The organism is Magnetospirillum sp. 15-1 (assembly GCF_900184795.1).
In the GTDB taxonomy this organism is placed as follows: domain Bacteria; phylum Pseudomonadota; class Alphaproteobacteria; order Rhodospirillales; family Magnetospirillaceae; genus Phaeospirillum.
On record NZ_FXXN01000026.1, the window covers coordinates 529,019 to 551,689 of the forward strand.

The 22,671-nt window shown below is 65.8% G+C and carries 19 protein-coding genes; 13 read left to right on the forward strand and 6 right to left on the reverse strand.

Annotated features, from left to right (window positions below):
- Positions 1-48: 48 nt before the first annotated feature.
- The 4 genes from CP958_RS17985 to CP958_RS17995 all read left to right on the forward strand — a co-directional run bounded on the left by CP958_RS17985 (position 49) and on the right by CP958_RS17995 (position 3,997).
- A complete protein-coding gene (locus CP958_RS17985) occupies positions 49-2,433 on the forward strand; it encodes a PAS domain S-box protein (RefSeq protein WP_242442973.1) in 2,385 nt (794 codons plus the stop codon).
- A 55-nt stretch (positions 2,434-2,488) separates the two neighbouring features.
- Positions 2,489-2,695, forward strand: coding sequence for a hypothetical protein (locus CP958_RS17990; protein ID WP_096703634.1), 207 nt, complete (start codon positions 2,489-2,491; stop codon positions 2,693-2,695).
- Between the two features lie 229 nt (positions 2,696-2,924).
- Complete coding sequence (locus CP958_RS27385) at positions 2,925-3,056, forward strand: hypothetical protein (protein WP_277948890.1); 132 nt, start codon at positions 2,925-2,927, stop codon at positions 3,054-3,056.
- Positions 3,057-3,748: 692 nt separating this feature from the next.
- Complete coding sequence (locus CP958_RS17995) at positions 3,749-3,997, forward strand: hypothetical protein (RefSeq protein WP_096703569.1); 249 nt, start codon at positions 3,749-3,751, stop codon at positions 3,995-3,997.
- A gap of 268 nt (positions 3,998-4,265) precedes the next feature.
- On the opposite strand, the gene CP958_RS18000 is transcribed toward CP958_RS17995, so the two are convergent.
- Positions 4,266-5,663, reverse strand: coding sequence for a tyrosine-type recombinase/integrase (locus CP958_RS18000; RefSeq protein ID WP_096703570.1), 1,398 nt, complete (start codon positions 5,661-5,663; stop codon positions 4,266-4,268).
- A gap of 117 nt (positions 5,664-5,780) precedes the next feature.
- Positions 5,781-6,236 carry a DNA polymerase III subunit chi gene (locus tag CP958_RS18005; protein ID WP_096703635.1) on the reverse strand — a complete coding sequence of 152 codons (456 nt, stop codon included), beginning with the start codon at positions 6,234-6,236 and terminating at the stop codon, positions 5,781-5,783.
- Positions 6,237-6,295: 59 nt separating this feature from the next.
- Here CP958_RS18005 and CP958_RS18010 point away from each other — a divergent pair, with 59 nt between their 5' ends.
- Complete coding sequence (locus CP958_RS18010; RefSeq protein WP_096703571.1) at positions 6,296-7,234, forward strand: glycosyltransferase family 2 protein; 939 nt, start codon at positions 6,296-6,298, stop codon at positions 7,232-7,234.
- A gap of 264 nt (positions 7,235-7,498) precedes the next feature.
- Here CP958_RS18010 and CP958_RS18015 read toward each other — a convergent pair whose 3' ends face one another.
- From CP958_RS18015 to CP958_RS18025, 3 genes are all read right to left on the reverse strand, one after another.
- Positions 7,499-8,965 carry a leucyl aminopeptidase gene (locus tag CP958_RS18015; RefSeq protein ID WP_096703572.1) on the reverse strand — a complete coding sequence of 489 codons (1,467 nt, stop codon included), beginning with the start codon at positions 8,963-8,965 and terminating at the stop codon, positions 7,499-7,501.
- Between the two features lie 3 nt (positions 8,966-8,968).
- Entirely contained in the window at positions 8,969-10,477 is a 1,509-nt protein-coding gene (locus CP958_RS18020) for a leucyl aminopeptidase (RefSeq protein WP_096703636.1), read from the reverse strand.
- 113 nt (positions 10,478-10,590) lie between these two features.
- Entirely contained in the window at positions 10,591-11,586 is a 996-nt protein-coding gene (locus CP958_RS18025) for a lysylphosphatidylglycerol synthase transmembrane domain-containing protein (RefSeq protein ID WP_096703573.1), read from the reverse strand.
- Between the two features lie 194 nt (positions 11,587-11,780).
- On the opposite strand from CP958_RS18025, the gene CP958_RS18030 reads away from it, so the two are divergent.
- A complete protein-coding gene (locus tag CP958_RS18030; protein ID WP_096703574.1) occupies positions 11,781-13,433 on the forward strand; it encodes a Na/Pi cotransporter family protein in 1,653 nt (550 codons plus the stop codon).
- Positions 13,434-13,504: 71 nt separating this feature from the next.
- Complete coding sequence (locus tag CP958_RS18035) at positions 13,505-13,810, forward strand: hypothetical protein (RefSeq protein ID WP_096703575.1); 306 nt, start codon at positions 13,505-13,507, stop codon at positions 13,808-13,810.
- A 7-nt stretch (positions 13,811-13,817) separates the two neighbouring features.
- Here the strand turns inward: CP958_RS18035 and amrS are convergent, their stop codons facing one another.
- Complete coding sequence (amrS, locus tag CP958_RS18040; protein WP_096703576.1) at positions 13,818-14,906, reverse strand: AmmeMemoRadiSam system radical SAM enzyme; 1,089 nt, start codon at positions 14,904-14,906, stop codon at positions 13,818-13,820.
- Between the two features lie 48 nt (positions 14,907-14,954).
- Here amrS and amrB point away from each other — a divergent pair, with 48 nt between their 5' ends.
- From amrB to CP958_RS18070, 6 genes are all read left to right on the forward strand, one after another.
- Positions 14,955-16,340, forward strand: coding sequence for an AmmeMemoRadiSam system protein B (gene amrB / locus CP958_RS18045; protein ID WP_096703577.1), 1,386 nt, complete (start codon positions 14,955-14,957; stop codon positions 16,338-16,340).
- A complete protein-coding gene (locus CP958_RS18050) occupies positions 16,337-18,535 on the forward strand; it encodes a xanthine dehydrogenase family protein molybdopterin-binding subunit (RefSeq protein WP_096703578.1) in 2,199 nt (732 codons plus the stop codon). Before amrB ends, CP958_RS18050 begins: the two co-directional genes overlap by 4 nt.
- A complete protein-coding gene (cysQ, locus tag CP958_RS18055; protein WP_096703579.1) occupies positions 18,532-19,311 on the forward strand; it encodes a 3'(2'),5'-bisphosphate nucleotidase CysQ in 780 nt (259 codons plus the stop codon). The genes CP958_RS18050 and cysQ overlap by 4 nt, the downstream gene beginning before the upstream one ends.
- A 626-nt stretch (positions 19,312-19,937) precedes the next feature.
- On the forward strand, positions 19,938-20,594 hold the full coding sequence (locus CP958_RS18060; protein ID WP_096703637.1) for a hemerythrin domain-containing protein: 657 nt from the start codon (positions 19,938-19,940) through the stop codon (positions 20,592-20,594).
- A 140-nt stretch (positions 20,595-20,734) separates the two neighbouring features.
- Positions 20,735-21,331 carry a GNAT family N-acetyltransferase gene (locus tag CP958_RS18065; RefSeq protein ID WP_096703638.1) on the forward strand — a complete coding sequence of 199 codons (597 nt, stop codon included), beginning with the start codon at positions 20,735-20,737 and terminating at the stop codon, positions 21,329-21,331.
- Between the two features lie 61 nt (positions 21,332-21,392).
- Entirely contained in the window at positions 21,393-22,628 is a 1,236-nt protein-coding gene (locus CP958_RS18070; protein WP_096703580.1) for a DUF2325 domain-containing protein, read from the forward strand.
- The last annotated feature ends 43 nt before the right edge of the window (positions 22,629-22,671 follow it).

The window sequence follows — 22,671 nt, forward strand, 5'->3', positions numbered from 1 at the left end:
GATTCGCTCAACGACAGCGGCCGCCTGACCGCGGCGCTGACCCGCGTGGTGGCCGAGCGCATATCCGGCTCGCTCCGCGGCGTCGATCAGCTGTTCCAGGAAACGGCGGCCCGTTCCCTGGACGGCACCAATCCAGCGGACCTGCTGGCCCTGATGAGCTATCGCAGCGGCGCCTTCCCCGAGGTCCGCACCGTCTTTCTCATCGGCACCGACGGCCGCGTCAAGCTCAGCACCCTGGCCTCCATGGTGGGCGTCGATCTCCGCAACCGCCCCTATTTCGAGGCGGCGACCAAGGCACCGTTCCATGCCGGCCTGATCGTCGCGCCTCCCACCGTCAGTCCCATCACCGGCCGGCTCGGCCTGGTGGTGGCGCGGCCGATCATCAGCCCGGTGGGGACCTTCGCCGGCGTGGTGGCGGCGGCCCTGAACCCGGAATTCTTCTCCGAAACGCTGAGCGGCGTGGTCGAGGGCGAGATCGACCGGGCGGTGATCACCAATCTGGACGGCGACGTGCTGGCCCGCCTGCCCGATCCCGGCCGCCACATGGGCAGTTCCATCCGCTCCGGCCCGCTGTTCACCCAGCATCTGCCCAAGGCCCGCACCGGCACCTTCATCGCCCCCAGCATCTTCGACGGCATGGAGCGTCTGGCGTCCTATCAGGTGCTGGAGCGGCATCCCATCGTGATCTCGGTGGGCATCACCACCCGGGCGGCGCTGCGGCGCTGGACCATCAACACGCTGATCATGGGCGGCGCCGGCCTGTTATTCTCCGCCCTGCTCCTGGCGGCCACGATCCTGCTGGAACGGCGCGAGCGCGAACGCCACAGGGCCGAGGCGGCGCTGAAGGCCAGCGAGGAGAGCTACCGCATCCTGGTCAACGACCAGGACGACCTGATCCACCGCTACGCCCCCGATACCACGCTGCTGACCGTCAACCGGGCCTATGCCCGCTTCTACGGCGAGCAGCCCGATCAACTGATCGGCCGCAAGTGGATCGCCTTCATCCCCGAGGAGGAACGTCCCTTCATCCTGTCCTGTCTGCAGTCCCTGAACCACGTCCAGCCCTATCGCGAGGACCATCGCCGGGTGGTGATGCCCGATGGGCAGGAGCGCTGGATCGAATGGCGGACCACGGCGCTGTACGACACGCTGGACAACCTGACCGGCTATCAGACGGTCGGACGCGACGTTACCGATTCCCACCGGGCCCAGCAGGCCATTTCGGAACGCGAGGAGCTTTACAGCCAGAGTTTCCACCGCAACCCGGCCATCAAGCTGCTGATCGACCCCAAGACCGGCGCCATCACCGATGCCAACGATTCCGCGGCGCTGTTCTACGGCTATCCCGTCGAAGTGCTGAAGCGGATGCAGATCAGCGACATCAACATCGCCACGCCCGAGGAGATCGAGCGGGAGATGGCGGCGGTGGAGCACGAGGGGCGCAAGTTCCTGCGCTTCCGGCACCGCCTGTCCTCGGGCGATATCCGCGACGTGGAGGTTTACACCTCCCCGCTGCACGTGGGCGGCCGCGCCTATCTCAGCAGCATCGTGGTCGACGTCTCCGACCGCAACCGCTTCGAGGCGGAGTTGCAGGCCAGGACCGCCGAACTGGCCCGCTCAAACGCCGAGCTGGAGCAGTTCGCCTACGTGGCCTCCCATGACCTGCGCCAGCCGCTGCGCATGGTCAGTTCCTACGTCACCCTGATGGAACGCCGCCTGGGTGATCGCCTGGACGACACATCGCGCGAATTCATCGGCTATACCGTCTCGGGCGTGAAGCGCATGGATGCCCTGATCAAGGGGCTGCTGGACTACTCGCGGGTCGGGCGCGGCAGCGAGGATTTCACCGATGTGAACCTGGAGGACACCGTCACCACCGCCTGCGCCAATCTCGGCCTGGACGACGGCGGCGGCGGCGAGGCCTCGGTGACCGTCGAATCCCCGCTGCCCACCCTCCCCGGCATTCCCAGCGAGTTGGCCCGGCTGTTCCAGAACCTGATCGGCAACGCGGTCAAGTACCGCCACCCCGACCGCCGGCCCGAAATCAGGATCGGCGCCCGGCGCGAAGGCCCCGACTGGGTGATTGCCGTCGAGGATAACGGCATGGGGATCGGACCCGAGCATTTCGAGCGCATCTTCGGAATGTTCCAGCGCCTGCACGGCGAGGGGGAATACGAAGGTACCGGCATCGGTCTGGCCATCTGCCGCAAGATCGTCACCACCCACCACGGACGCATCTGGGTGGAGTCCGAGGAAGGCCGGGGCTGTCGCTTCCTGGTGGCGCTGCCGGCCTGCCGCGAGGCCCCTACCCCCTCGGCATCCCAAGGACTTCCGGCATCCCAAAGCCTTCCGATACCCCAAAGCCTTCCGATACCCCAAGGCCTTCCGATACCCCAAGGCCTTCCGATACCCCAAGGCCTTCCGATACATTGACGACGCCGGCCAATTGGGCGACTCTCATTTCCGCGTCCAGAAGGAGTTTCCGGCCATGAAGGTCGCGGCCATTTCGTTCAACGACAACCACAGCCTGAGCATGGACGTGGAAGGGGTCAGCTATATCGGCGCCGCCCAGCCCATGGAACTGGAAGACGGCACCTGGTTCCTTGAACTGCTGATCCGCACCGGCAACGGCACCATCGCCCTGCAACTGGTGGCCGATTCACCGGAAAAGTTGGACATCACGCGCTACGAATAGCGCCTACCCCCGCGCCTTCTCTTCCCAGCCGCCGCGTTCGGTCTGCTGGTAGTAAACCGCATTGCGATTTTTCATGTCTATTTTCAATGAGTTACAGCGCTAAATAGTTAACTGTGTAAAAACTGTGTATTAGTATTTACTAATTTATATAATTCGTATTAATTTTGCCCCTTCAGACCACAACAGAACCCAACTTACATCATGTAAGTCCGCCGACAAACCGCTCCGCATGGATGTGCGGCTGGTGGCGCTCAATCTCGGCACCAGCCCCGAAATGGTCCACCGCCATTACGGCCACGACAACACCAAGAGCCGGACATCAGAGTTCGCCGATGTGTGGCTGACGAAGGAGGAGAGGTGAGGGGAATTTACTTGATGTAAGCCCCCAAGGCATTATCGTCGATAACGAGCAAGATGCTTGACACTCGACACCAGAAGATGAGTTTCGAGGCGCTTCACTCCTATATCAGCCGCCATGCGACGAAATATCCATGAGGATCGGGAGCCTATAGACCATGACCATGGACCCGCGTCCTATTGAGCAGCAGCTTCACCATGCCAAGGCAAAGCGATTTCGCAGAATCCAGCAGAACTTCAAAGCGGTCCGCCCAGATGGCCGGAGCGCGAGCTTTTTCATCGCGGAGATTTCTCGGTCGATCGATGCGGGCCTTCTGCTCTCAGCTATCGTCCTCTCGACCACATTGCTCGAACTTTGGCTTCGAGATCTGTTGGGAACCCAGGTGTCCAGGCGCAACGCGGCCATTACAGGGCGAGCCGACCTGGCAAAAATAGATAAAGAACTCGAAGGATCTGATGGAACCGGACGCGGCCATATGTTTGCGGAGAGTGTCGATGACCTCTACAGGTATGACGTTATAAATTTGATGGAGAAAAATTGGCTCAACAACTTCTATCGATCTGTTCGTGTACCATTTCATCACGGGCTCAGTGGGCGCCTAGTCTCTCGGAAAGTGCTGGATGGTGACGATGAATTGGACACTGAAATATTGGAGGGTGATGGGGAGATGGCGTATTTCCTCAATGAATTATTGAATGACCCCAAGAAGAGGTCCCGACAGTTGGAGGTACTGGCACGACCTGAGCGGCAAGTGGTTCCTCGAACTCCGCTATGCCAACACCGTGCTGAGCCTCGCCAAGGACCAGAACGCCATCGAGATCGGGACCAAGGACAAGCTGGTTCCGACGATCCAGACGGTGATCGACGCCGTGAAGGCGGGCGAGTTGGATGCCGCGATGAACGCGGCGCTCGCATCGCGCAAGAAGCCCGGCAAGGCCGCTTAAGGTTCAACTGCCGTGCGTGGCGACATGCACGGCAGAGCCATGATGGTTCGGCTTACTCTTCCGCAAAATATCATCCCGAACAACGCCCCCGCTAACTCCTTGCGTGAAGTACCTGGAGAGCGGTCCGTACGTTTCCGCAAAACAGTCAGCAAATACGCCACTCTGCCCTCGCCACGCTCCCCAAAGACGTGTATCCGGGATGGGCCTTGCGCCCGTTGCGCTGCTATAGCGGCGGGCCGCGCTGAGCGTCTACGGGGAAAAACACAGTCTATTCCTCATCCTCGGCCAGGACCAAATAGGGAAATCGCTGCCCCTTCGGTTTCGACTTTTCCGTCTTTCTTCCGGCCTTCCGAGCCGCATCAACGAGCTGCTCGACGGTTCCGGTCTTCGGTTTGAATTCGGGCTTCACATGCGTCAACTCCTTGGCCTTGGCGCTGTTCCTCGCATGCTTGTAGTGGTGTTTGATCATCTGCACCGAGGTGCCCATGTTCTCCGACAGGTCGAAGACATTGACATCGCCTTCCATGAGACGGGTATCGGCATAGGTGTGGCGAAGGGAATACGGTGTCCGCTTCTGGTTCGTCCGTCCGATCCGCAGATCGGCGTCCTTCTCAAGATAAAGGTCTTCGAGCATCCGGGAGAAGGTGGCGCTGGGCACCCCGAGCTTCTCTCCGTGCTCATTGATGAACAGGAAGTCGTTCGGGCCAGTCGCGATTTCCCGCTTTCTCAGCCGCCGGATGGCATCCGCGACCTCGGGCATGGCCACCACGTCCCGCTCCCCGGTCTTGCCTTCATTGAGGTCGAGGATGACCATTTCCTCGCCGTTGGCGGCGTCCTGAATGTGGATGTCGCGGTTCTGGAGGTTCATCGCCTCGCCGGGGCGCATGCCGCTGTAATAGAGGAAGATGCAGTAATCCCGGAGATGCTCGCGGCGCTCCCGCGTTCTACCGTTCACCGTCAAGGTGGGCCATTCCCACAGCCAGTCTTCCAGGATTTTCCATTCGTCCGAGGTGAAGCCGTCGCGCTTGGTCCGCTTCTTGAGGCTGACGCTGAAGGTCGCCTTGGGGCGATCCTGGTAGCGGATGTACCGCTTATCGACGGCATGATCCAAGATCTGGTTGAGGATCTGCATTTCGTGCATCACCGTCGTTGGCGCGATGGGAGTGCCACGATAGGAACTTTGTGCCAGCCGCCAGTTGATGTAGCCCTTGGCGATCTCGGTGGTGAGCCGCCCGATGATCCGTATCCCGCATTCCCTGAAATAGCGTCGAAGCGGAATGGCCGAATGGACGGCGCGCTTGATGGCCGACTTACCGCGCGTGGGGTCCATCTTGACCTCCGCGACATATTCCGAGATCACCTCGTCGAGGGTCTTGTCGAACAGCGATCCGACGTCACCCTTCTTCACGGCGTTCAGCACCGCGCCGTACTGCATCAAGGCCCATTGCTTGGCGGTGTCGATGTTCGTCGTCGGGGCGCCATCCTTTTCGCCCCCCTCGCGGAGAAGCTGGAATTTGTAGGGACGGAACCCCTTAACCTTGAGGGGGAAGCGGACGTACCAATTGTCCCCGGCGTCCTTGCGCTGATAGATCACCAGGCCGGGCCACTCAGGGAATGCGTATTTGGTCCGCATTCCCTTGCCCTTGGCTCGGCCTTTTTCCGGCATTTACAACCTTTAATTGCTAATTACTTAATGCGCACAACCGCATTTCTGTGTAGAAACTGTGTATAAAACAGTACTTTAACGCCCCTTTTTGGGCAATGTGTATGAATTGCTCTATCGCTAAGTCCTTGATTTTTCTTCCCATCCGCCGCTAAAATTTTGCTGGTAGTAAACCAGTTGATGCCCCTCGGCCTTCCAGCGTTTCCAGCGTTCGCGCGCCTTCTCCACCGCCTCGGGATCGTTGCCGTCGAACAGGTCCAGGCAGCGTTGGAATTCGGCCACTTTCTCCGACGCGGCACCGTCGCACATCACCAGGATGGTGGCGCCGTTGGGGTTTTCGTCGGTGTCGGTCAGCCAGATGGGCTGCTGCGCCGCCTCGCCGTCCCTGGCCGAGCCGTGAGGCAGCCAGGAATCCGGCTCGAAGGTCCACAGGCGGTCGTTCAGAACCTCCACCCGCTCGGCGGAACCGGCCAGCACCACGGCACGGAAGCCGGCGGCCAGCGCCTTGTCCAGCAGCTTGGGCAATGCCTGTTCGAGCGGCAGGCGCATCAGGTGATAGAAGCCGATCTGGGTCATGCCCCACATTTACCATGGGAATGGCGTTCCGGCGAGCCGTGGGTATAATCCCAGCCGTCATGAAGATCGCCGTGATCATTCCCAGCTACAAGGTGACCCGCCACATGGAGGCGGTGCTGGCCGGCATTCCCCGATCCGTCACCCATATCCTGGTGGTCGACGATTGCTGCCCCGACGGTTCGGGCGAGGTGGCGGCCAGGGTCGCCGATCCGCGCGTCGAGGTGATCCGCCATGCCGTCAACAAGGGCGTCGGCGGCGCGGTGGTCACCGGCTATGTCCGCGCCCTGGAACTGGGCTGCGACATCTGCGTCAAGATGGACGGCGACGGCCAGATGGACCCGGCGGAGCTGCCCAGGCTGATCGAGCCGCTGGCTTCGGGCCGCGTCGATTACACCAAGGGCAACCGCTTCCGCCACCTGCCCGAGCTGAAGGCCATGCCGCCGGTCCGCCTGATCGGTAATTCGGCGCTGTCCTTCCTGGTCAAGGCGGCGTCGGGCCAGTGGGGAGTGATGGACCCCACCAACGGCTACACCGCCATCCATCGCCGGGCGCTGGAGGAATTGGACCTGGGCCGTCTGGCCGAGCGCTATTTCTTCGAAAGCGACATGCTGATCCAGTTGGGCATGGCCGGATTGCCGGTGGAGGACGTGGCCATGCCCGCCCGCTACGGCGACGAGGAATCCTCGCTGTCGGTGGTCAGCGTGCTGCGCGACTTCCCGCCGCTGCTGCTGAGGGGCTTCCTGAAGCGCCTGCTGTTCCGCTACTTCATCAGCGACTTCACCATCGCCTCGCTCTATCTGCTGATCGGCGTGCCGCTGCTGGCCTTCGGTCTGGCCGAGGGCATCGGGCAGTGGATCGCCTCGCTGGCCAGCGGCGTGCCGCGCACCGCCGGCACGGTCATGCTGGCCGCCATGCCGACCATCCTGGGCTTCCAGTTGCTGCTGCAGGCCATCGCCCACGACGTCCAGTCGGCGCCAAGGGCCCGTCCCGGGTCATAGCCGCCTTCCGACCACGGCTGTCCGGTTTAATTTGAGGCGGCCGGACCGGAGTCATAAGACACGGAGAGCACGGATGCGGCGCTTCGCACCGCTCGCGGATGAACACGGGCATGGCAGTTTCATAATCCGTGGCCGCGAAGCGGCATCCGGGTCCATCCGTGTCTATGAACGGCTGGACCCCGCCTTGGCTCAGCCCCTCGAACCTTTCGCCGAAAATTAAACCGGACAGCCGCGCCTTCGAGCCTTCGTGGTGTGTCCTTGCCCCTACCCGCCCGCCAATGCGTCGAACAGCCTGACCCCATATCCCGTCGCCGACTCGGGGCACAGCGGATCGTCCTCGTCGGCGAATTCCCGGCCCGCCATGTCGATATGGGCCCAGGGCAGACCTTCGGGCACGAAATGCTCGAGGAAACGGGCCGCGTCGTCGTTGTCGGGCACGTCGCCCCAGGCGCAGTGCCTGAGATCGGCGATGTCCGACTTGATATCCTCGTCGCAGGCCTTGGTCAGCGGCAGCCGCCACAGCGGCTCGTCCTCCGCCTTGGCATGCCTGAGCAGCCGCTGGGCCAGCGGATCGTCATTGGCGTAGAGACCGGCGTATTCAGCGTCGAGTAATTCCTCGGTGGTGCCGGTCAGCGTCGCGATGTCCACCATGGCGGCGGGCTTGAGAGTCGCCGCCGCCCAGGCCAGGGCATCGGCCAGCACCAGACGGCCCTCGGCGTCGGTGTCGATCACCTCGACGCTCTGGCCCGAGAAGGACATGACCACGTCGCCGGGCCGCTGGGCCGAGCCCGACGGCATATTCTCGGCCAGGGCCAGCACGCCGCAGACATGGGCCTTGGCCTTGCGTCCCGCCACGGCGCGGATGGCGCCGGTCACCGCCGCAGCCCCGGCCATGTCGGCCTTCATGGCGTCCATGTCCTCGTCGTCGAATTTGATGGTGATGCCGCCGGTATCGAAGGTGATGCCCTTGCCCACCAGGACCAGCGGCCTGCCCTCCGCCCCCTTCCAGCGCAGCAGCACCAGCCGGGGCGGCCGGGCGCTGCCCTGTCCCACCGCCGCCAGCAGGTTGAGGCCCTGATCCCGGATGGCCGCCTCGTCCAGCACGGTGACCTCGACCCCCAGGGCGGTCAGCAGACGGGCCCGCTCGACGAAATCCTGCGGCCCCAGGGCGTTGCCCGGCTCGTCGGTGAGGTCGCGGGCCAGGAACACCCCCTGGGCCACCGCCTCGCGGGCCGCGAAAAGCCGCTCCGCCTCTTCCGGCTCGGCGCAGGCGATGACCACGCTTTCCAGCACCGGCTGGATATCGTCCTCGTCGTCGGGATCATATTTGGTGCGGTATTTGGACAGCGGGCGATAACCCTTGAGCCGCAGGCCATAGGCCAACTCCGCCACCTGATCGGGCGGCAGGTCGACGAACACGGTGACCGCCTTGGCGCGGCTCTCGTCCAACTCGTCCAGCAGGGCACCGCCTATGCGGCGCAACTTCTTGGGTGTGAGCTTGCGCCCCTTGCCCAGCCCGAACACCACCAGGAGGTCGAGCGGCGGCCTGGGCGCCAGCAGCAGTTCCGTCTCCTCGGCATCGCCGTCGAAATCCAGGCGCTTCAGCGCCCTGGACAGGGACCCATCGCCGTCCAGGGCGGTAAAGGACGGCGTGGCGAGACGCCCCCGCCACAGCCCGACGGCGATGGCGCCGTCGGGCGTGGCGGGACGGGAGCGGAACGTGATGCGCAAGGGCTACTTGCCCCCCTTCTCCTCGTAGAAATCGGCCACCAGCCGGTCCAGCAGGCGCACGCCGAAGGCGGTGGCGCCCTTCGGGCAGGTGGCGGCGTCCTTCTTGCTCCAGGCCATGCCGGCGATGTCCAGGTGGGCCCAGGCCACGTCGTTGGTGAAGCGCTTGAGGAACTGGGCGGCGGTGATGGAGCCGCCTTCCCGGCCGCCGACATTCTTCATGTCGGCGATGTCGGACTTGATCTGCTTGTCGTAGGACTCGCCCAGCGGCAGACGCCACAGCTTCTCGTCCACCGCCTTGCCGGCGGCGGTAAGCCTGTCGGCCAGCTTGTCGTCGCTGGACATCAGGCCGGCGTATTCATTGCCGAGGGCAATGATGATGGCGCCGGTCAGCGTGGCGAGATCGACCATGAACTTCGGCTTGAAGCGGTCCTGAGTGTACCAGAGGGCATCGGCCAGCACGAGACGGCCCTCGGCATCGGTGTTGATCACCTCGATGGTCTGGCCCGACATGGAAGTCACCACGTCGCCGGGGCGCTGGGCGGTGCCCGACGGCATGTTCTCCACCAGCCCGACCACGCCGACGGCGTTGACACGCGCCTTGCGCCCGGCCAGCGCGGCCATGGCGCCGATCACCGCGCCGGCCCCCGCCATGTCCCATTTCATGTCCTCCATGCCGGCGCCCGGCTTGATGGAGATGCCGCCGGAATCGAAGGTGACGCCCTTGCCGACGAAGGCCACCGGCGCCTCGTCCTTCTTGGCGGCGTTGGACCAGCGCATGACCACCAGCTTGGACTCGCGGTCCGAGCCCTGGCCGACGCCCAGCAGCGAGCCCATGCCCAGCTTCTTCATCTGCTTCTCGCCCAGCACCTCGACCTCGACGCCGAGGTCCTTGAGGCTCTCGGCCTTCTCGGCCAGGGATTCGGGGTGAATGACATTGGCGGGCTCGCTCACCACGTCGCGGGTCAGGAACACCGCGTCGGCCACCTTGTCCAGGGTGACGAAGGCGCCCTTGGCATCGGTCGCCGCGTCGGTCAGCAGGGTCAGCTTCTTCAAGGAGGGCTTATCCTCCTTCTTCTGCTTGGTCATGTACTTGTCGAAGCGGTACGAGCGCAGGCGGGCGCCCAGCGCCGCCTGGGCGGCGAACTCGGCCGGCGACAGCGGCGAACCGGGGATGACGTCCAGCGTCACCGCCACGTCGGCGTCGCCCGAAGTCTGCAACTGGCCGACCACGGTGCCGCCGAAGGCCTGCGCCGCCAGGGCGTCCAGATCCTTGGCCTTACCCAGGCCGACCAGCAGCACGCGGGTCAATTCCAGCCCGGCGGGGGCGAGGATCAGCAGCGTCTGGCCCTTCTTGCCCTCGAAGCGGCCCGAGGCGGCGATGGCGCGGCTGATGCCGCCCTTGGCCTGGGCGTCGAGCGCCTGGGCGGCGCCGGTCAGCACCTTGCCTTCAAGGATACCGACGGCGATGGCGCCGGTGGTGGGCTGCGACGGCTTGGAAAAGGCGATCTTCATGGACATCCTCGCGGCTACGGACATTGGGATGGATTCACTTGTCCCAATGTAGCGCGCTGAGCCGGGAAGGAAAGGGGGTATGCCAAATTCAGGCGATCGGCGAACCGGATAAACTAGACGTTTTCCGCCTGCCGCTCCGCCTCTTCCTCGGCCTCTTGCTCCATGTGCTCGATCTCGTCGGTCTTCAGGTGGTCGCCGGACATCAGCCAGACGACGCCGCCGGGCAGGGCGGTGGCCAGATTGCCCAGGCCGAACAGGATGGAGAGCACCAGGGCCGAGTGGGCCTCGACGCCGATATAGCCGAAGGCGGCGACCATGGCCGTCTCGCGCAGGCCCCAGCCGGCGATGGAGATGGGAAGCGTCATGATCAGGATCACCGGCGGCACCAGCACCAGGCAGTCGATGATGTCGATGCCGAGCCCCAGCCCCTTGCCCAGGCAGTAAACCTGCAGCGACAGATTCACGTGGCCGATGATCGCCACGATCAGGGTGGGACCGCCCCATTTGGCGCTGAAGAACAGCCGCCTCGTGTCGCCGGCCAGATGGTAGAGGCCGCGCACCACCCGCATGTGATGCAGGCGCTGGGGCAGCCGGTCGAGCACCGACAGGAACAGGATGCCGAGAACACCCAGCACCGACAGGGCCGGAAACACCCACGAGCCGGGAATATTGGGGACCCGGGCCAGCAGCAACGGCTGGGTGGCGGTGACCAGCAACACGAGGCCCAGCACGGTGGCCACCCGCTCCAGCATCACCGAATTGACGCTGGCCGCCAGCGCCAGACCCGACCGGCGGGCCTTCCACATGCGCACCGCGTCGCCGCCCACCGCGCCGGGCAGCACGATGGAGAAGAAGATGCCGATGTAATAGACGATGAAGGCCTGGACGGCGGTGAATGCCGCCTTCAGGGCACGCAGCACGATCCACCAGCGAAAGGCGCCGATGCCCACCTGGATCAGCCCGAGCAGCAGGGTGAAGACCAGCATGGTGGGATCAAGCGTCTTGGCCTGGGTCCAGGCGGACGCCAGATCGACCTTGGAAAACACGAACCAGATCAGTCCGATTGAAAGTCCCCCTTTGAGGACCCACGGCAACCAGCGCTTCACCATATGTCTCGAAATCCATCAGGACGAGAGGCGGGAAGCTTTACCACATTCGGCGGGAATGTGAATACGGCCGATGCGGGAAGCCCGCTCTCGCGCCCATACCCGCCCTACATCCAAAATATGATATCGATGCGATATCGTTTTGTCGTATAAATATGACAGTTTTATGACAAAGAGACCCGCGGGAGGCGCCGGCGATGTCCGAGATACTGATCCTCGTCAACCTTCTGGGAGCCGCCGCCCTGCTGCTGTGGGGGCTGCGCATGGTCGGAACCGGAATGACCCGGGCCTTCGGCTCGCAGTTGCGGCGCGGAATCGCCCTGGCTTCCAACGACCGGGTCAGGGCGATGTTCGCCGGGCTGGGGGTGACCCTGGCGCTGCAAAGCAGCACCGCCACCTGCCTGATGACCGCCTCGTTCGCCGGGCGCGGCCTGATGAGCACCGCCATGGCCCAGTCGGTCATGCTGGGGGCCAATGTGGGCACCAGCCTGATCGCCAAGCTGCTGACCTTCAATGTGGCGCCGCTATCGGCCTTTCTGGTGCTGGCCGGCGTCATCCTGTTCCGCTCGGGCGAGGGACGGCGGCGCCATCTGGCCCGCATCGCCATCGGTCTGGGCCTGATGCTGCTGGCGCTGCATCTTCTGGACGGCGCGTCGGAGCCCATCCGCGAATCGGCCCGACTGCGCCGGGTGCTGCACGACCTGGACGGAATCTGGCTGGCCGGGCTGGTGGTCGCCGCCCTCCTGGCCATGATGGCCCATTCCAGCGTCGCCTCCATCCTGCTGATCCTGCCGCTGGCGGCCAAGGGCGCCTTTGGCCTGCCCTTCGGCATCGCCCTGATCCTGGGCGCCAATCTGGGCAGTGCCCTGGCCCCGGCGCTGGAGGCCGGCCACGACAAGCCGGCGGCGCAGCGGATTCCGCTGGGCAACCTGCTGCTCCGCGCCACCGGCTGCCTTCTGGTGCTGCCGTGGCTCGACACCAGCGCCGACCTGCTGCGCCACCTGGGCGACGATCCGGCCACCCGGCTGATGAATTTCCACATCGTCTTCAATCTGGCCCTGGCGGTGCTGTTCCTGCCTCTGGTCGGCCCCATGGGAAGGCTGCTGACCCGGCTGCGGCCCGACGAAACCGCCGCAGAGGACCCCAAGCGGCCGCGCTACCTGGATGAAACGGCGCTGGACATTCCCGCCGTCGCCATCAGCGCGGCAACGCGCGAGACGCTACGCATCGGCGACACAGTCGATGGCATGCTCCGCCTCAGCCTGGACGCCCTGCGTTCCAATGACCCGAAACCACTGGCCGAGATCGGACGGCGCGACGATGTGGTCGACGCCCTGCACGAAGCGGTGAAGCTGTATCTCAGCCGGCTGCCCAATGACGACCTGGACGCGGCGGAGCGGATTCGCAGCAGCGACATCATGACCTTCGCAATCAACCTGGAGCACATCGGCGACATCATAGACATCAACCTGAAGGATCTGGCGGAGCGCAAGATCAAGAACCACCTGTCGTTCTCCCCCGAGGGCTTCGCCGATATCGACGCCATGTTCGTCCAGACCCTGGCCAAGCTGCGGCTGGCCATGAGCGTTTTCGTCTCGGGCGATGCCAAGCTCGCCCGGCAACTGGTGGAAGACAAGGTGGAGCTGCGGGCGCTGGAGCGTAACGCCACCGAAGCCCATCTGGCCCGCATCCGCGACGGCCGCAAGGAGAGTATCGAAACCAGCGCGCTGCATCTCGACATCCTGCGCGACCTCAAGCGGATCAACGCCCATATCCTGTCGGTGGCCTATCCCATCCTGGAACAGCGGGGCGAATTGGAGGAAACCCGCTTGCGGCCCCAACTGCAGTAATAGCCGCCGCCGCAATGGGCTTGTCAGCAAGACGGTGGTATACAGCATCATCCGCTCAATGAGGTGTCCCCATGGTCCGCCGCCTGCTCGTCATCTCGTTCGTCCTGTCCGTCGCCGCGCATCCGGCGCTGGCCTGGTCCACCTCCTCGGTCCCGTCCGGCATCCCCTCCGGGCGCGAACTCGCCGAACCCGACGAACGGGTCGAGGCGATGACCGGCCGCTCCGAGGATGGCAGCCCCAACCGCGGGCGCGCCTCGGACGGCCGCGCCGATCATGGCGGGTGGTCGTTTTCCCTGACTCCGGGGGCCGGCGGTTCTTCCTTCGGCGACGCCCCCCGCGTCAACGGCCTGTCTCCCGATCGTCCCGGCCGGTACTGAACAGGCTTCAGCGCTCGAACCTGACCGGCTGCCGCTTGCGCCCCCAGGTGCCGGGCCGGGCCTCGAAGCGGCCGGGCAGAAGGGTGCCGCAGGCGCGGCAATGCCCCTCCGGGGTCAGCGCCCAGGTGGACAGTTCGTACCAGTCCCGCCCGATCAGCAGGGCGCCGCAGCCGGAACAATAGGTTCCGCCGCCCGCCGGATCGTGGACGTTGCCGGTATAGACATAGCGCAGGCCGTTCTTCATGGCGATGTCGCGCGCCCGGGTCAGGGTGGCCGGCGGCGTGTTGTCCTTGTCGCGCATCTTCCAGTCGGGATGGAAGGCGGAGAAGTGCAGCGGCACGTCGGGACCGAGCGCCGCCATCATCCACCGGCTCTGGGCGTCGATCTCCTCCGGTGAGTCGTTCTCGCCGGGGATCAGGAGGGTGGTGACCTCGAACCACACGCCGGTTTGGTGCCTGAGATAGACCAGGGTGTCCTTCACCGCCTCCAGATGGGCGCCGCACAGGCGGTGGTAGAAGTCCTCGGTGAAGGCCTTCAGATCCACATTGGCGGCGTCCATGTGGGCGTAGAACTCGGCCCTCGCCTCGGGCTTGATGTAGCCCGCCGTCACCGCCACCGTCTTCAGCCCGCGCGCGTGGCAGGCCTTGGCCACGTCCACGGCGTATTCCAGGAAAATGACCGGATCGTTGTAGGTGAAGGCCACCGAGCGGCAGCCCAGCTCCACCGCCGCCCGTGCGATCATGTCGGGATCGGCGGCATCGTTCAGCTTGTCGATCTCACGCGCCTTGGAGATGTCCCAGTTCTGGCAGAATTTGCAGGTCAGATTGCAGCCCGCCGTGCCGAACGACAGGACCGGCGTGCCGGGCAGGAAATGGTTGAGCGGCTTCTTCTCGATGGGATCGACGCAGAACCCCGATGAGCGGCCATAGGTGGTCAGCATCATCTTGCCGCCGTCATTGGCGCGCACGAAGCACAGGCCGCGCTGCCCGTCGTTCAGCCTGCACTCGCGCGGGCAGACGTCGCACTGCACCCGCCCGTCCTCGAGGGTATGCCAGTAGCGTCCGGGAAAATGCGAACCCTGGATGGCGTCGTTCATGGGGGAAGAGTACCATATCGTCATCACATTTTCGCGCCCGAGGTCGCCATGACCGCCATTCGCCCCACCGCCGTGGCCGGACAGTTCTATCCCGCCGATTTCGCCGAGGCCAACCGGCAGCTTACCGCCTTTCTCGACGGTGCCGTTGCCGCGCCCTGCGCCGGGCGGCGGCCCAAGGCGCTGATCGCGCCCCATGCCGGCTGGGTCTATTCCGGCCCGGTGGCGGCCGGCGCCTATGCCCTCGTGAAGCCCTTCCGGGGCAGCTATGCCCGCGTGGTGCTGCTGGGCCCCAGCCACCGGGTGGCTTTCCAGGGTATGGCGCTGTCCTCGGCCGACCACTGGGCCTCGCCGCTGGGCGCCGTCGCGCTGGACAAGGACTGGTCGCGTCTGGCGGGCGTGCCCGGCGTGGGCGTGCTGGATCAGGCCCATGCGCAGGAGCATTCCCTGGAGGTGCACGTTCCCTTCCTGCAGGCCACCCTCGGCCAGTTCACCCTGCTGCCGGTGGTGATCGGCGACGCCTCGCCCGACATGGTGGCCGGGCTGCTGGACGCCCTGTGGGGCGGGCCGGAGACCCTGATCGTCGTCTCCACCGACCTCTCCCACTATCTGCCCTACGAGCAATGCCGCAGCACCGACGGCGCCACCGTCGCCGCCATCGAGCACATGAACCCCGCCGCCATCGCCCGCGAGGGAGCCTGCGGCCGCATTCCGGTGGGTGGCCTGCTGACCGTGGCCAAACGCAAGGGCCTGGAGATCGTAACGCTTGACGTGCGCAATTCCGGCGATACCGCCGGGCCGAGGGACCGGGTGGTGGGCTACGGCTCCTGGGCGCTGTTCGAGACGGAGGAGACCATGGACGGGCAGACCGACGCCATCAAAGCCGCGGGTTCCACTTTGGTGGACCTGGCCTGGGCCTCCATCCGTCACGGGCTGGAGACCGGCGCCCCCGCCGCGCCGCCTCCCGATACGTCCGAGGGGCGCCCCGGCGTCCTGGGCCGGCCCGGCGCGGTGTTCGTGACGCTGACCCGCCACGGCAATCTGCGCGGTTGCATCGGTTCGGTGATCGCCTGGCGTCCCCTGGCCGAGGACGTGGTGGACAACGCCTTCAAATCGGCCTTCAAGGACCCGCGCTTCCCGCCGCTCAGGCCCGAGGAGATGGACGGCCTCACCCTTTCGCTCTCGGTGCTGACGCCTCCAATCCCCATGGCCTTCCAGGACCAGGAGCACATGCTGGCACAGCTTCGCCCCCGTGTGGACGGGCTGATCATCGAGGACGGCGGGCGGCGCGCCCTGTTCCTGCCCTCGGTGTGGGAGCAATTGCCCGACAAGCACCAGTTCCTCGCCCATCTCAAGGCCAAGGCCGGCATGGCCGCCGATCACTGGTCGCCCGGCTTCAAGGCCTCGCGCTTCCAGGCGGTGGAGATCGGCAAGTGAAGCGCTTCGGTTTCGGCCAAAGCCGTGTCCGCGTCGAGGATCAGCGTTTCCTTACCGGGCGGGGCCGCTATACCGACGACCTCAATCTGACCGGTCAGTCATACGGCATGGTGGTGCGCTCGCTGCTGCCCCATGCCGATATCGCGGTGGAGGCCGAGGCGGCGCGGGCCATGCCCGGCGTGCTGCTGGTGCTCACCAGCGCCGAGATGGCGGAACAGGGCGTCGGCCCCATGGTCTGCGGCTTCCTGCCGGCCGGCGCTCCGCCGCCGCCGCCGCGGCCCGTCATCGCCGGACCACGGGTCCGCCATGCCGGCGAGCCGGTGGCCTTCGTGGTGGCCGAAACCCTGGATCAGGCCCGCGACGCCGCCGAGGCGGTGCTGGTGGACTATCATTCCCTGCCCCCCATCGCCGAGGATGCCTTCGTCTGGGAGATGGGCGACGCGCCCAGGGTGACCGAGGCCTTTGGCCGCGCCGCCCGCGTGGTGGAACTGGACCTGATCAACAACCGCCTGGCCCCCACCGCCATGGAGCCGCGCGCCTGTCTGGCCCGGCCGCTGCCCGGCGGACGGCTGGAACTGACCGCCGGCAGCCAGGGGGTGCACGAGATCCGCGACCATCTGGCGCCGGTGCTGGGCATCACGCCCGAGGCGCTGGACGTCATCACCCCCGACGTGGGCGGCGGCTTCGGCCTGAAGATCAGTCCGTTCCCCGAGCAGGCCATGGCCCTGGTGGCGGCGCGCATGCTCGACCGGCCGGTCAAGTGGACCGCCGACCGCACCGAAAGCTTCCTGACCGACACCCACGGCCGCGGCCATGTCAGCACCGGCCGGCTGGCCCTGGATGGCGACGGCCGCTTCCTGGGGCTGCAGGTGGAAACGGTGGCCGATCTCGGCGCCTATATCTCCAATTACGGCGCCTATATCCCCACCCTGGCCGGCACCGGCATGCTGACCGGGGTCTACGACATTCCCGCCTTTCACGCCCGGGTGCGCTGCATCCACACCAACACCACCCCCACCGACGCCTATCGCGGCGCCGGGCGGCCCGAGGCCGCCTATCTCATCGAGCGGCTGGTGGAGGCGGCGGCCCGCGACACCGGGCTGTCACCGGTGGAGATCAGGAAGCGCAACTTCATCCCACCCGATGCCTTCCCCTATGCCAGCGCCGGGCTGCACACGTATGATTCCGGCGAATTCGCCCGGTTGATGGACGTGGCGCTGGAACGCTCCGCCTGGGCGGAATTCCCGGCACGGCGGGCGGAAAGCGAAGCCAGGGGCAAGCGGCGCGGCATCGGGCTGGCCTATTACATCGAGATCTGCGGCGGCACCTCGGGCGAAGACGTCGGCCTGACGCTGACTCCCGACGGCCGCGCCGAAATCCTGGTCGGCACCCAGTCCAGCGGCCAGGGCCACGAAACCGCCTATGCCCAGATGGTCGCCGCCGAGCTGGGCCTCGATTTCGACCGTATCCGGGTGGTGCAGGGCGACACGCGGCGCATCGCCAATGGCGGCGGCACCGGCGGTTCGCGCTCGCTGTCGCAGCAGGGCGGCGCCATCGCCTCCGCCGTGGAATCCTTTATCGAGCATCTCCGCCCCTTGGCGGCCAGCCTCCTGCAGGCCGAACGGGCAGAGTTCGAGGCGGGCCACTACCGGGCGGCGGGCGGCTCGGTCTCCTTCGCCCAGGTGCTGGCCGAGACGGGAGCGCCGCTGGCGGCCAATTTGCGCTTTCGCCCGCCGGCCTCGACCTTTCCCAACGGCTGCCATGTCTGCGAGGTGGAGGTCGACCCCGAAACCGGCGAGACCGAGATCCTGCGCTACACCATCGTCGACGACGTGGGCACCGTGCTCAATCCGCTGCTGCTTCGGGGCCAGATCGTCGGCGGCGCCGTCCAGGGCATCGGTCAGGCCCTGCTGGAACACGCCGTGTATGATCCGGAAAGCTTCCAGCCGCTGACCTCCAGCCTGATCGACTACGCGGTGCCCAGGGCCGCCCATATCCCCGAATTCGATTTCTCCACGGTGGAAATCCCCTGCCGCACCCATCCCCTGGGCCTCAAGGGAGCCGGCGAGGCCGGGACCATCGGCGCGGCACCGGCGGTGATCAACGCCCTATGCAACGCCCTGGATATCCGCCATATGGACATGCCCGCCACGCCGCTGGCGGTCTGGAACATCCTCAACGGAAAGCTCGAATGACCCTGCCCGCCGATCTGTCCCCGCTGCTCGCCCCCTTGGAAGACCTGGCCCGCCGGGCGGGAACGGTGATCATGGAGGTCTACGACAGCGCCGATTTCGCCGTGCGCGACAAGAGCGACGCCTCGCCGGTCACCGAGGCCGACGAGAAGGCCGAGGCCATCATCCTGCCCGGTCTGGCCGCCCTTACCCCCGGCGTGCCGGTGGTCGCCGAGGAATCCGTGGCCGCCGGACGCATCCCCGAGATCGGCGCCGGGCCGTTCTGGCTGGTCGACCCCCTGGACGGCACCAAGGAATTCATCAAGCGCAACGGCGAGTTCACCGTGAATATCGGCCTGATCAAAGACGGCGTCCCGGTGCTGGGCGTGGTGCTGGCCCCGGCGCGCGGCGAATTGTGGTCGGGCACCGGCGCCTCCGCCTTCAAGGAAGACGCCCAGGGCCGCCGTCCCATCGCCTGCCGCCCGCTACCCGCCACCGGCGCGGTGGTCCAGACATCGCGCTCGCACCGCAATCCCGAAGCCATGGACACATGGTTGAAGCAGTTCCCCGGCGCCACCCTGGGCTTCGCCGGCTCGTCGCTGAAATTCTGCCTGGTGGCCGAAGGTACCGCCGACCTCTATCCCCGCTTCGGCCCCACCTGCGAGTGGGATATCGCGGCGGCCAGCGCCGTGCTGCTGGCGGCGGGCGGCAGCGTCACCACCTTCGACGGCACCCCCATGGCCTATGGCAAGGCGCCCAAGTTCCTCAATCCCGACTTCATCGCCCGCGGCAAGGCATAATTCCCCCGTTACGAGCCATCCCTATAACCATGGTCACAGGGAAAAGACCTTGCTTTTTTGGCGGATTTGAGCGACTATTTTCGGGTGACGGGAGTTCCCGCCACCTAACAGCCGCCGTAATGCACGTACGGTGACTTGGAGATGGTTCACAACCCAGAGGGGTTGTGGCGGTGCGCGACACCGCCCCTGGGACCGTCCCTGCAAGAGCGTCAGAAAAGGCCGCCGGTTCGTCCGGCGGCCTTCTCGTTTGCGCCCCCCTTCGAAGGAACCGTACTGATCCCGCACATGCGGGGCAGTCGAATTGGGGCTGGGGGGCAGAAGAGCCGGAAGCGGATAGGCGGGTTTCGGAAAGTGAGCGGGCAACAGCCGATACCTTGCGGCGCACCACTTCGGCAAAAGCCGACCCAAACCGCCCCCCCCCCCACGAGCTTGCGACTGCGCCATGTTCGGATGACGCGGCACAGCGAACCAAGGTGCCCCCGGCGGCGGCGCTGTTGATGAACGTCATAGATATCTCCCTCGGCCCGATCAAACATACCTGGCGCCGAAGCGGCGTGGAGGCGGCACGGTGCGAGTGCCGGGGGTGGCGCATGGGGATCGGAGCGGTATACCAGGATGAAACGACGATGAAACTGATCGACACCCTCCAAGACGAACACGTGCTGATCGACCAGATGCTGGGGTCCCTTCGCACGTATGTCGGCGGACTCGTCAACGGGACTGCGGACCCGGATGACGGCGGACGCTTCGCCGCGTTCTTCACCGAGTTCGCGGGTCATTTCCATCACGATCGTGAGGAGGGCGTGTTCTTCGAGGCGCTCGTGACGGAGGCGGAACTGCCGGGCGACCGCGGGCCATTGTATGCCGTCGCGCACGAGCACGCCGAGATGGGAGGGTGGCTGCGCGAGATGACGCCGTTGCTCGAACAAAGGCCGCAATCCGAGGACGATCGCGTTCGGCTTGAGGCTCTAGCGATTCGCTACTCGCACGCGCTCTGGCGCCATATCGACGCGGAGAACTCCGTCCTGTACCCGGAGGGGGCCGAGCGGCTTTACCGGTGCGGCATTCGCGAGTTGCCGGATCGGCCGATGAACGATGCTGAGGCGGCCGCGCGAGAGGCCGGCGCGGCCCTGCTGCTCCGTTATCCGCCGGTCGAGGACGTTACCTTCACGCGCGGTGACGGTTGTTTCATGTGCCGAGCCTACGGTGAAACCTGCGACGGCTTCGAGGCCGAGTGGTGGACCGAACTCGAGTGGGAAGATGAAGGCGACTTAAGCGACTGAAAACACCATCCCGGCCGGGAGCCGAGGCGGCGGTCGAGAGCCGCCCGCATGCCTCCATGCAGCCCTTGGCACAGAAGTTTATGTTGCACTGCAGCATAAAAACCCCCATCTCATGGTAAGACCACTTGAAGGAGGTCGCCATGCTGATCCGCAGACTTTACACCCATGAGCGTGCCGCCTATGCCGCCCACCTGAAGCGCCTGTCGCCCGAAGATCGCCGCCTGCGCTTCGCCCGCTCCGGCGTGGCGGATCAGGTGATCGACGATTATGTCGCCACCATTGGGGCGGATGACCTGATTCTCGCCGCTTTCGCCGAGGATGAACTGGTGGGGGCCGCCCATGTGGCGCTGACCGGTTCGCTCGCCGAAGTGGGGGTCAGCGTCGACGAAGGCCACCGCACCGACGGCATCGGCTCCAAGCTGCTGCGCCAGGCGGCGGCGTTTGCCCGCAACCGCCGGGCCGAGAAGCTTTACACCCTGTGCCTGTCCGACAACCGTTCCATGGTCGCCCTGGCGCGGCGCAGCGGCATGACGGTGCATTTCGAGGGCGGTGAAGCCGAAGCCTTCCTCGAACTGCCGCCGCCCGATACGGTGACGGTGACCGAGGAAATCAGCAGCGGCCTGTTCGCGGTATTCCACGACTGGGCGGAGATGATGGATTCCTACAGCGCCATGCTGGTGGAGAACTCGGCCGTCTCGCCGCTGCTGGAAGCGACGGGGCTGGCCAAGACCGCTTGACAGCAGGCCCGCACGGGGGCAAATTGCGAGTCATTCGCATTTGCACTTGAGGAGCCTTTCCATGTGTGAGCAATGCCACCCCGCTTTGGCCGAACCCACGCCGGAAGCCCCCCGCCACCGCGCCCGGCTGTGGGAAATCGACAACCAGTGGCACTGCACCATCATCGGCACCAGCCTCAGCCTGGGCGAATTGAAAGGTGTGGCGACGCGCTTCAAGGTACAGATGCGCTCGGCCCGGCCCGGCGCCTACGAAATCCACACCTCCATGATCCATCTGGCCTCGCGGGAGCGGCAGGTTGGCAAGGCGCTGACTAAGCTGCTGGACCGCAAGCACGCCGTCGCCATCAACCGCGCCAAACCTCTGGCCGGCGAGGACGCCCTGACCCTCTGGTGGGAGGATGCCCTGACCAGGGGTGACGTGGCCTCCGCCTGCTGGGCGGTGATGAGCCACCCCGACACCACCGATTCCCTGCGCAACCGGGTGTTCGGCGATATCCACATGCTGTCCCATCAGGTGGGGGCGGCGGCACGGGCCGATCTGCGCTCCATTCACCAGTTGGAGCGCGAGAAGGCCGATCTGGAGGCCAAAGTGGCGCGCCAGCAGGACCGCCTGAAGGGCGAGATCGGCAGGCGCAACACCGAAATCCGCGAATTGCGCCAGTTGCTGGACCAGGAGGCCGCCGAGTCCCGCCGCCTCGCCCACGCCGCCGACTCGGCCCGGGAAATGGACCGGCTGCATCGTGCCCTGGGCGAAGTGCACCACCTGCTGGAAGTGGAAACCGCCTTCCGTCAGGTGGCCGAGGACGAAGCCCGCCGGCTGCAGGCCCAGGCCCGCGACCGGGATGCGGAGAACGAGCGCCTCCAGCGTGACGTGCGCGATATGCGCGACGAGCTGGCCGCCTCGGAATCCCGTCTGGCCGCCACTCTCGCCCCGGCGGCGGAGGCGGGCGACGGGCTCGGTGAATGCGACGAGGATTGCGCCCGCCTGGATTTGTGCGGCCGCTGCATCCTGTTCGTCGGCGGCCGCAACCAGCACCTGCCCCACTTCCGCCGGCTGGTGGAGGAGGCGGGCGGCACCTTCACCCATCACGACGGCGGCTTCGAGGAGAGCATGGGACGCCTGCACTCCCTGTTCGGCCGCGCCGACGCCGTGCTGTTCCCGGTGGACAGCGTCAGCCACGGCGCCCACGACGAGGTCAAGCGCCTGTGCCGCCGCTGGGAAAAGCCCTTCGTCCCGGTCCGCCGCTCGGGCCTGGGCGCCTTCATCCGGGCGCTCTCCACGGTAGCGGAGCAATAGCTCCCCCTTTCCCGGCGGGCGGGGAATGAATTATGGTCCGGGC

Coding starts and splice junctions, on each gene's coding strand:
- CP958_RS17990 (WP_096703634.1), top strand. CDS start 2,489: ATGAAGGTCGCGGCCATTTCGTTCAACGACAACCACAGCCTGAGCATG.
- CP958_RS27385 (WP_277948890.1), top strand. CDS start 2,925: ATGGATGTGCGGCTGGTGGCGCTCAATCTCGGCACCAGCCCCGAAATG.
- CP958_RS17995 (WP_096703569.1), top strand. CDS start 3,749: ATGACCCCAAGAAGAGGTCCCGACAGTTGGAGGTACTGGCACGACCTG.
- CP958_RS18000 (WP_096703570.1), bottom strand. CDS start 5,663: ATGCCGGAAAAAGGCCGAGCCAAGGGCAAGGGAATGCGGACCAAATAC.
- CP958_RS18005 (WP_096703635.1), bottom strand. CDS start 6,236: ATGACCCAGATCGGCTTCTATCACCTGATGCGCCTGCCGCTCGAACAG.
- CP958_RS18010 (WP_096703571.1), top strand. CDS start 6,296: ATGAAGATCGCCGTGATCATTCCCAGCTACAAGGTGACCCGCCACATG.
- CP958_RS18020 (WP_096703636.1), bottom strand. CDS start 10,477: ATGAAGATCGCCTTTTCCAAGCCGTCGCAGCCCACCACCGGCGCCATC.
- CP958_RS18025 (WP_096703573.1), bottom strand. CDS start 11,586: ATGGTGAAGCGCTGGTTGCCGTGGGTCCTCAAAGGGGGACTTTCAATC.
- CP958_RS18030 (WP_096703574.1), top strand. CDS start 11,781: ATGTCCGAGATACTGATCCTCGTCAACCTTCTGGGAGCCGCCGCCCTG.
- CP958_RS18035 (WP_096703575.1), top strand. CDS start 13,505: ATGGTCCGCCGCCTGCTCGTCATCTCGTTCGTCCTGTCCGTCGCCGCG.
- amrS (WP_096703576.1), bottom strand. CDS start 14,906: ATGAACGACGCCATCCAGGGTTCGCATTTTCCCGGACGCTACTGGCAT.
- amrB (WP_096703577.1), top strand. CDS start 14,955: ATGACCGCCATTCGCCCCACCGCCGTGGCCGGACAGTTCTATCCCGCC.
- cysQ (WP_096703579.1), top strand. CDS start 18,532: ATGACCCTGCCCGCCGATCTGTCCCCGCTGCTCGCCCCCTTGGAAGAC.
- CP958_RS18060 (WP_096703637.1), top strand. CDS start 19,938: ATGAAACTGATCGACACCCTCCAAGACGAACACGTGCTGATCGACCAG.
- CP958_RS18065 (WP_096703638.1), top strand. CDS start 20,735: ATGCTGATCCGCAGACTTTACACCCATGAGCGTGCCGCCTATGCCGCC.
- CP958_RS18070 (WP_096703580.1), top strand. CDS start 21,393: ATGTGTGAGCAATGCCACCCCGCTTTGGCCGAACCCACGCCGGAAGCC.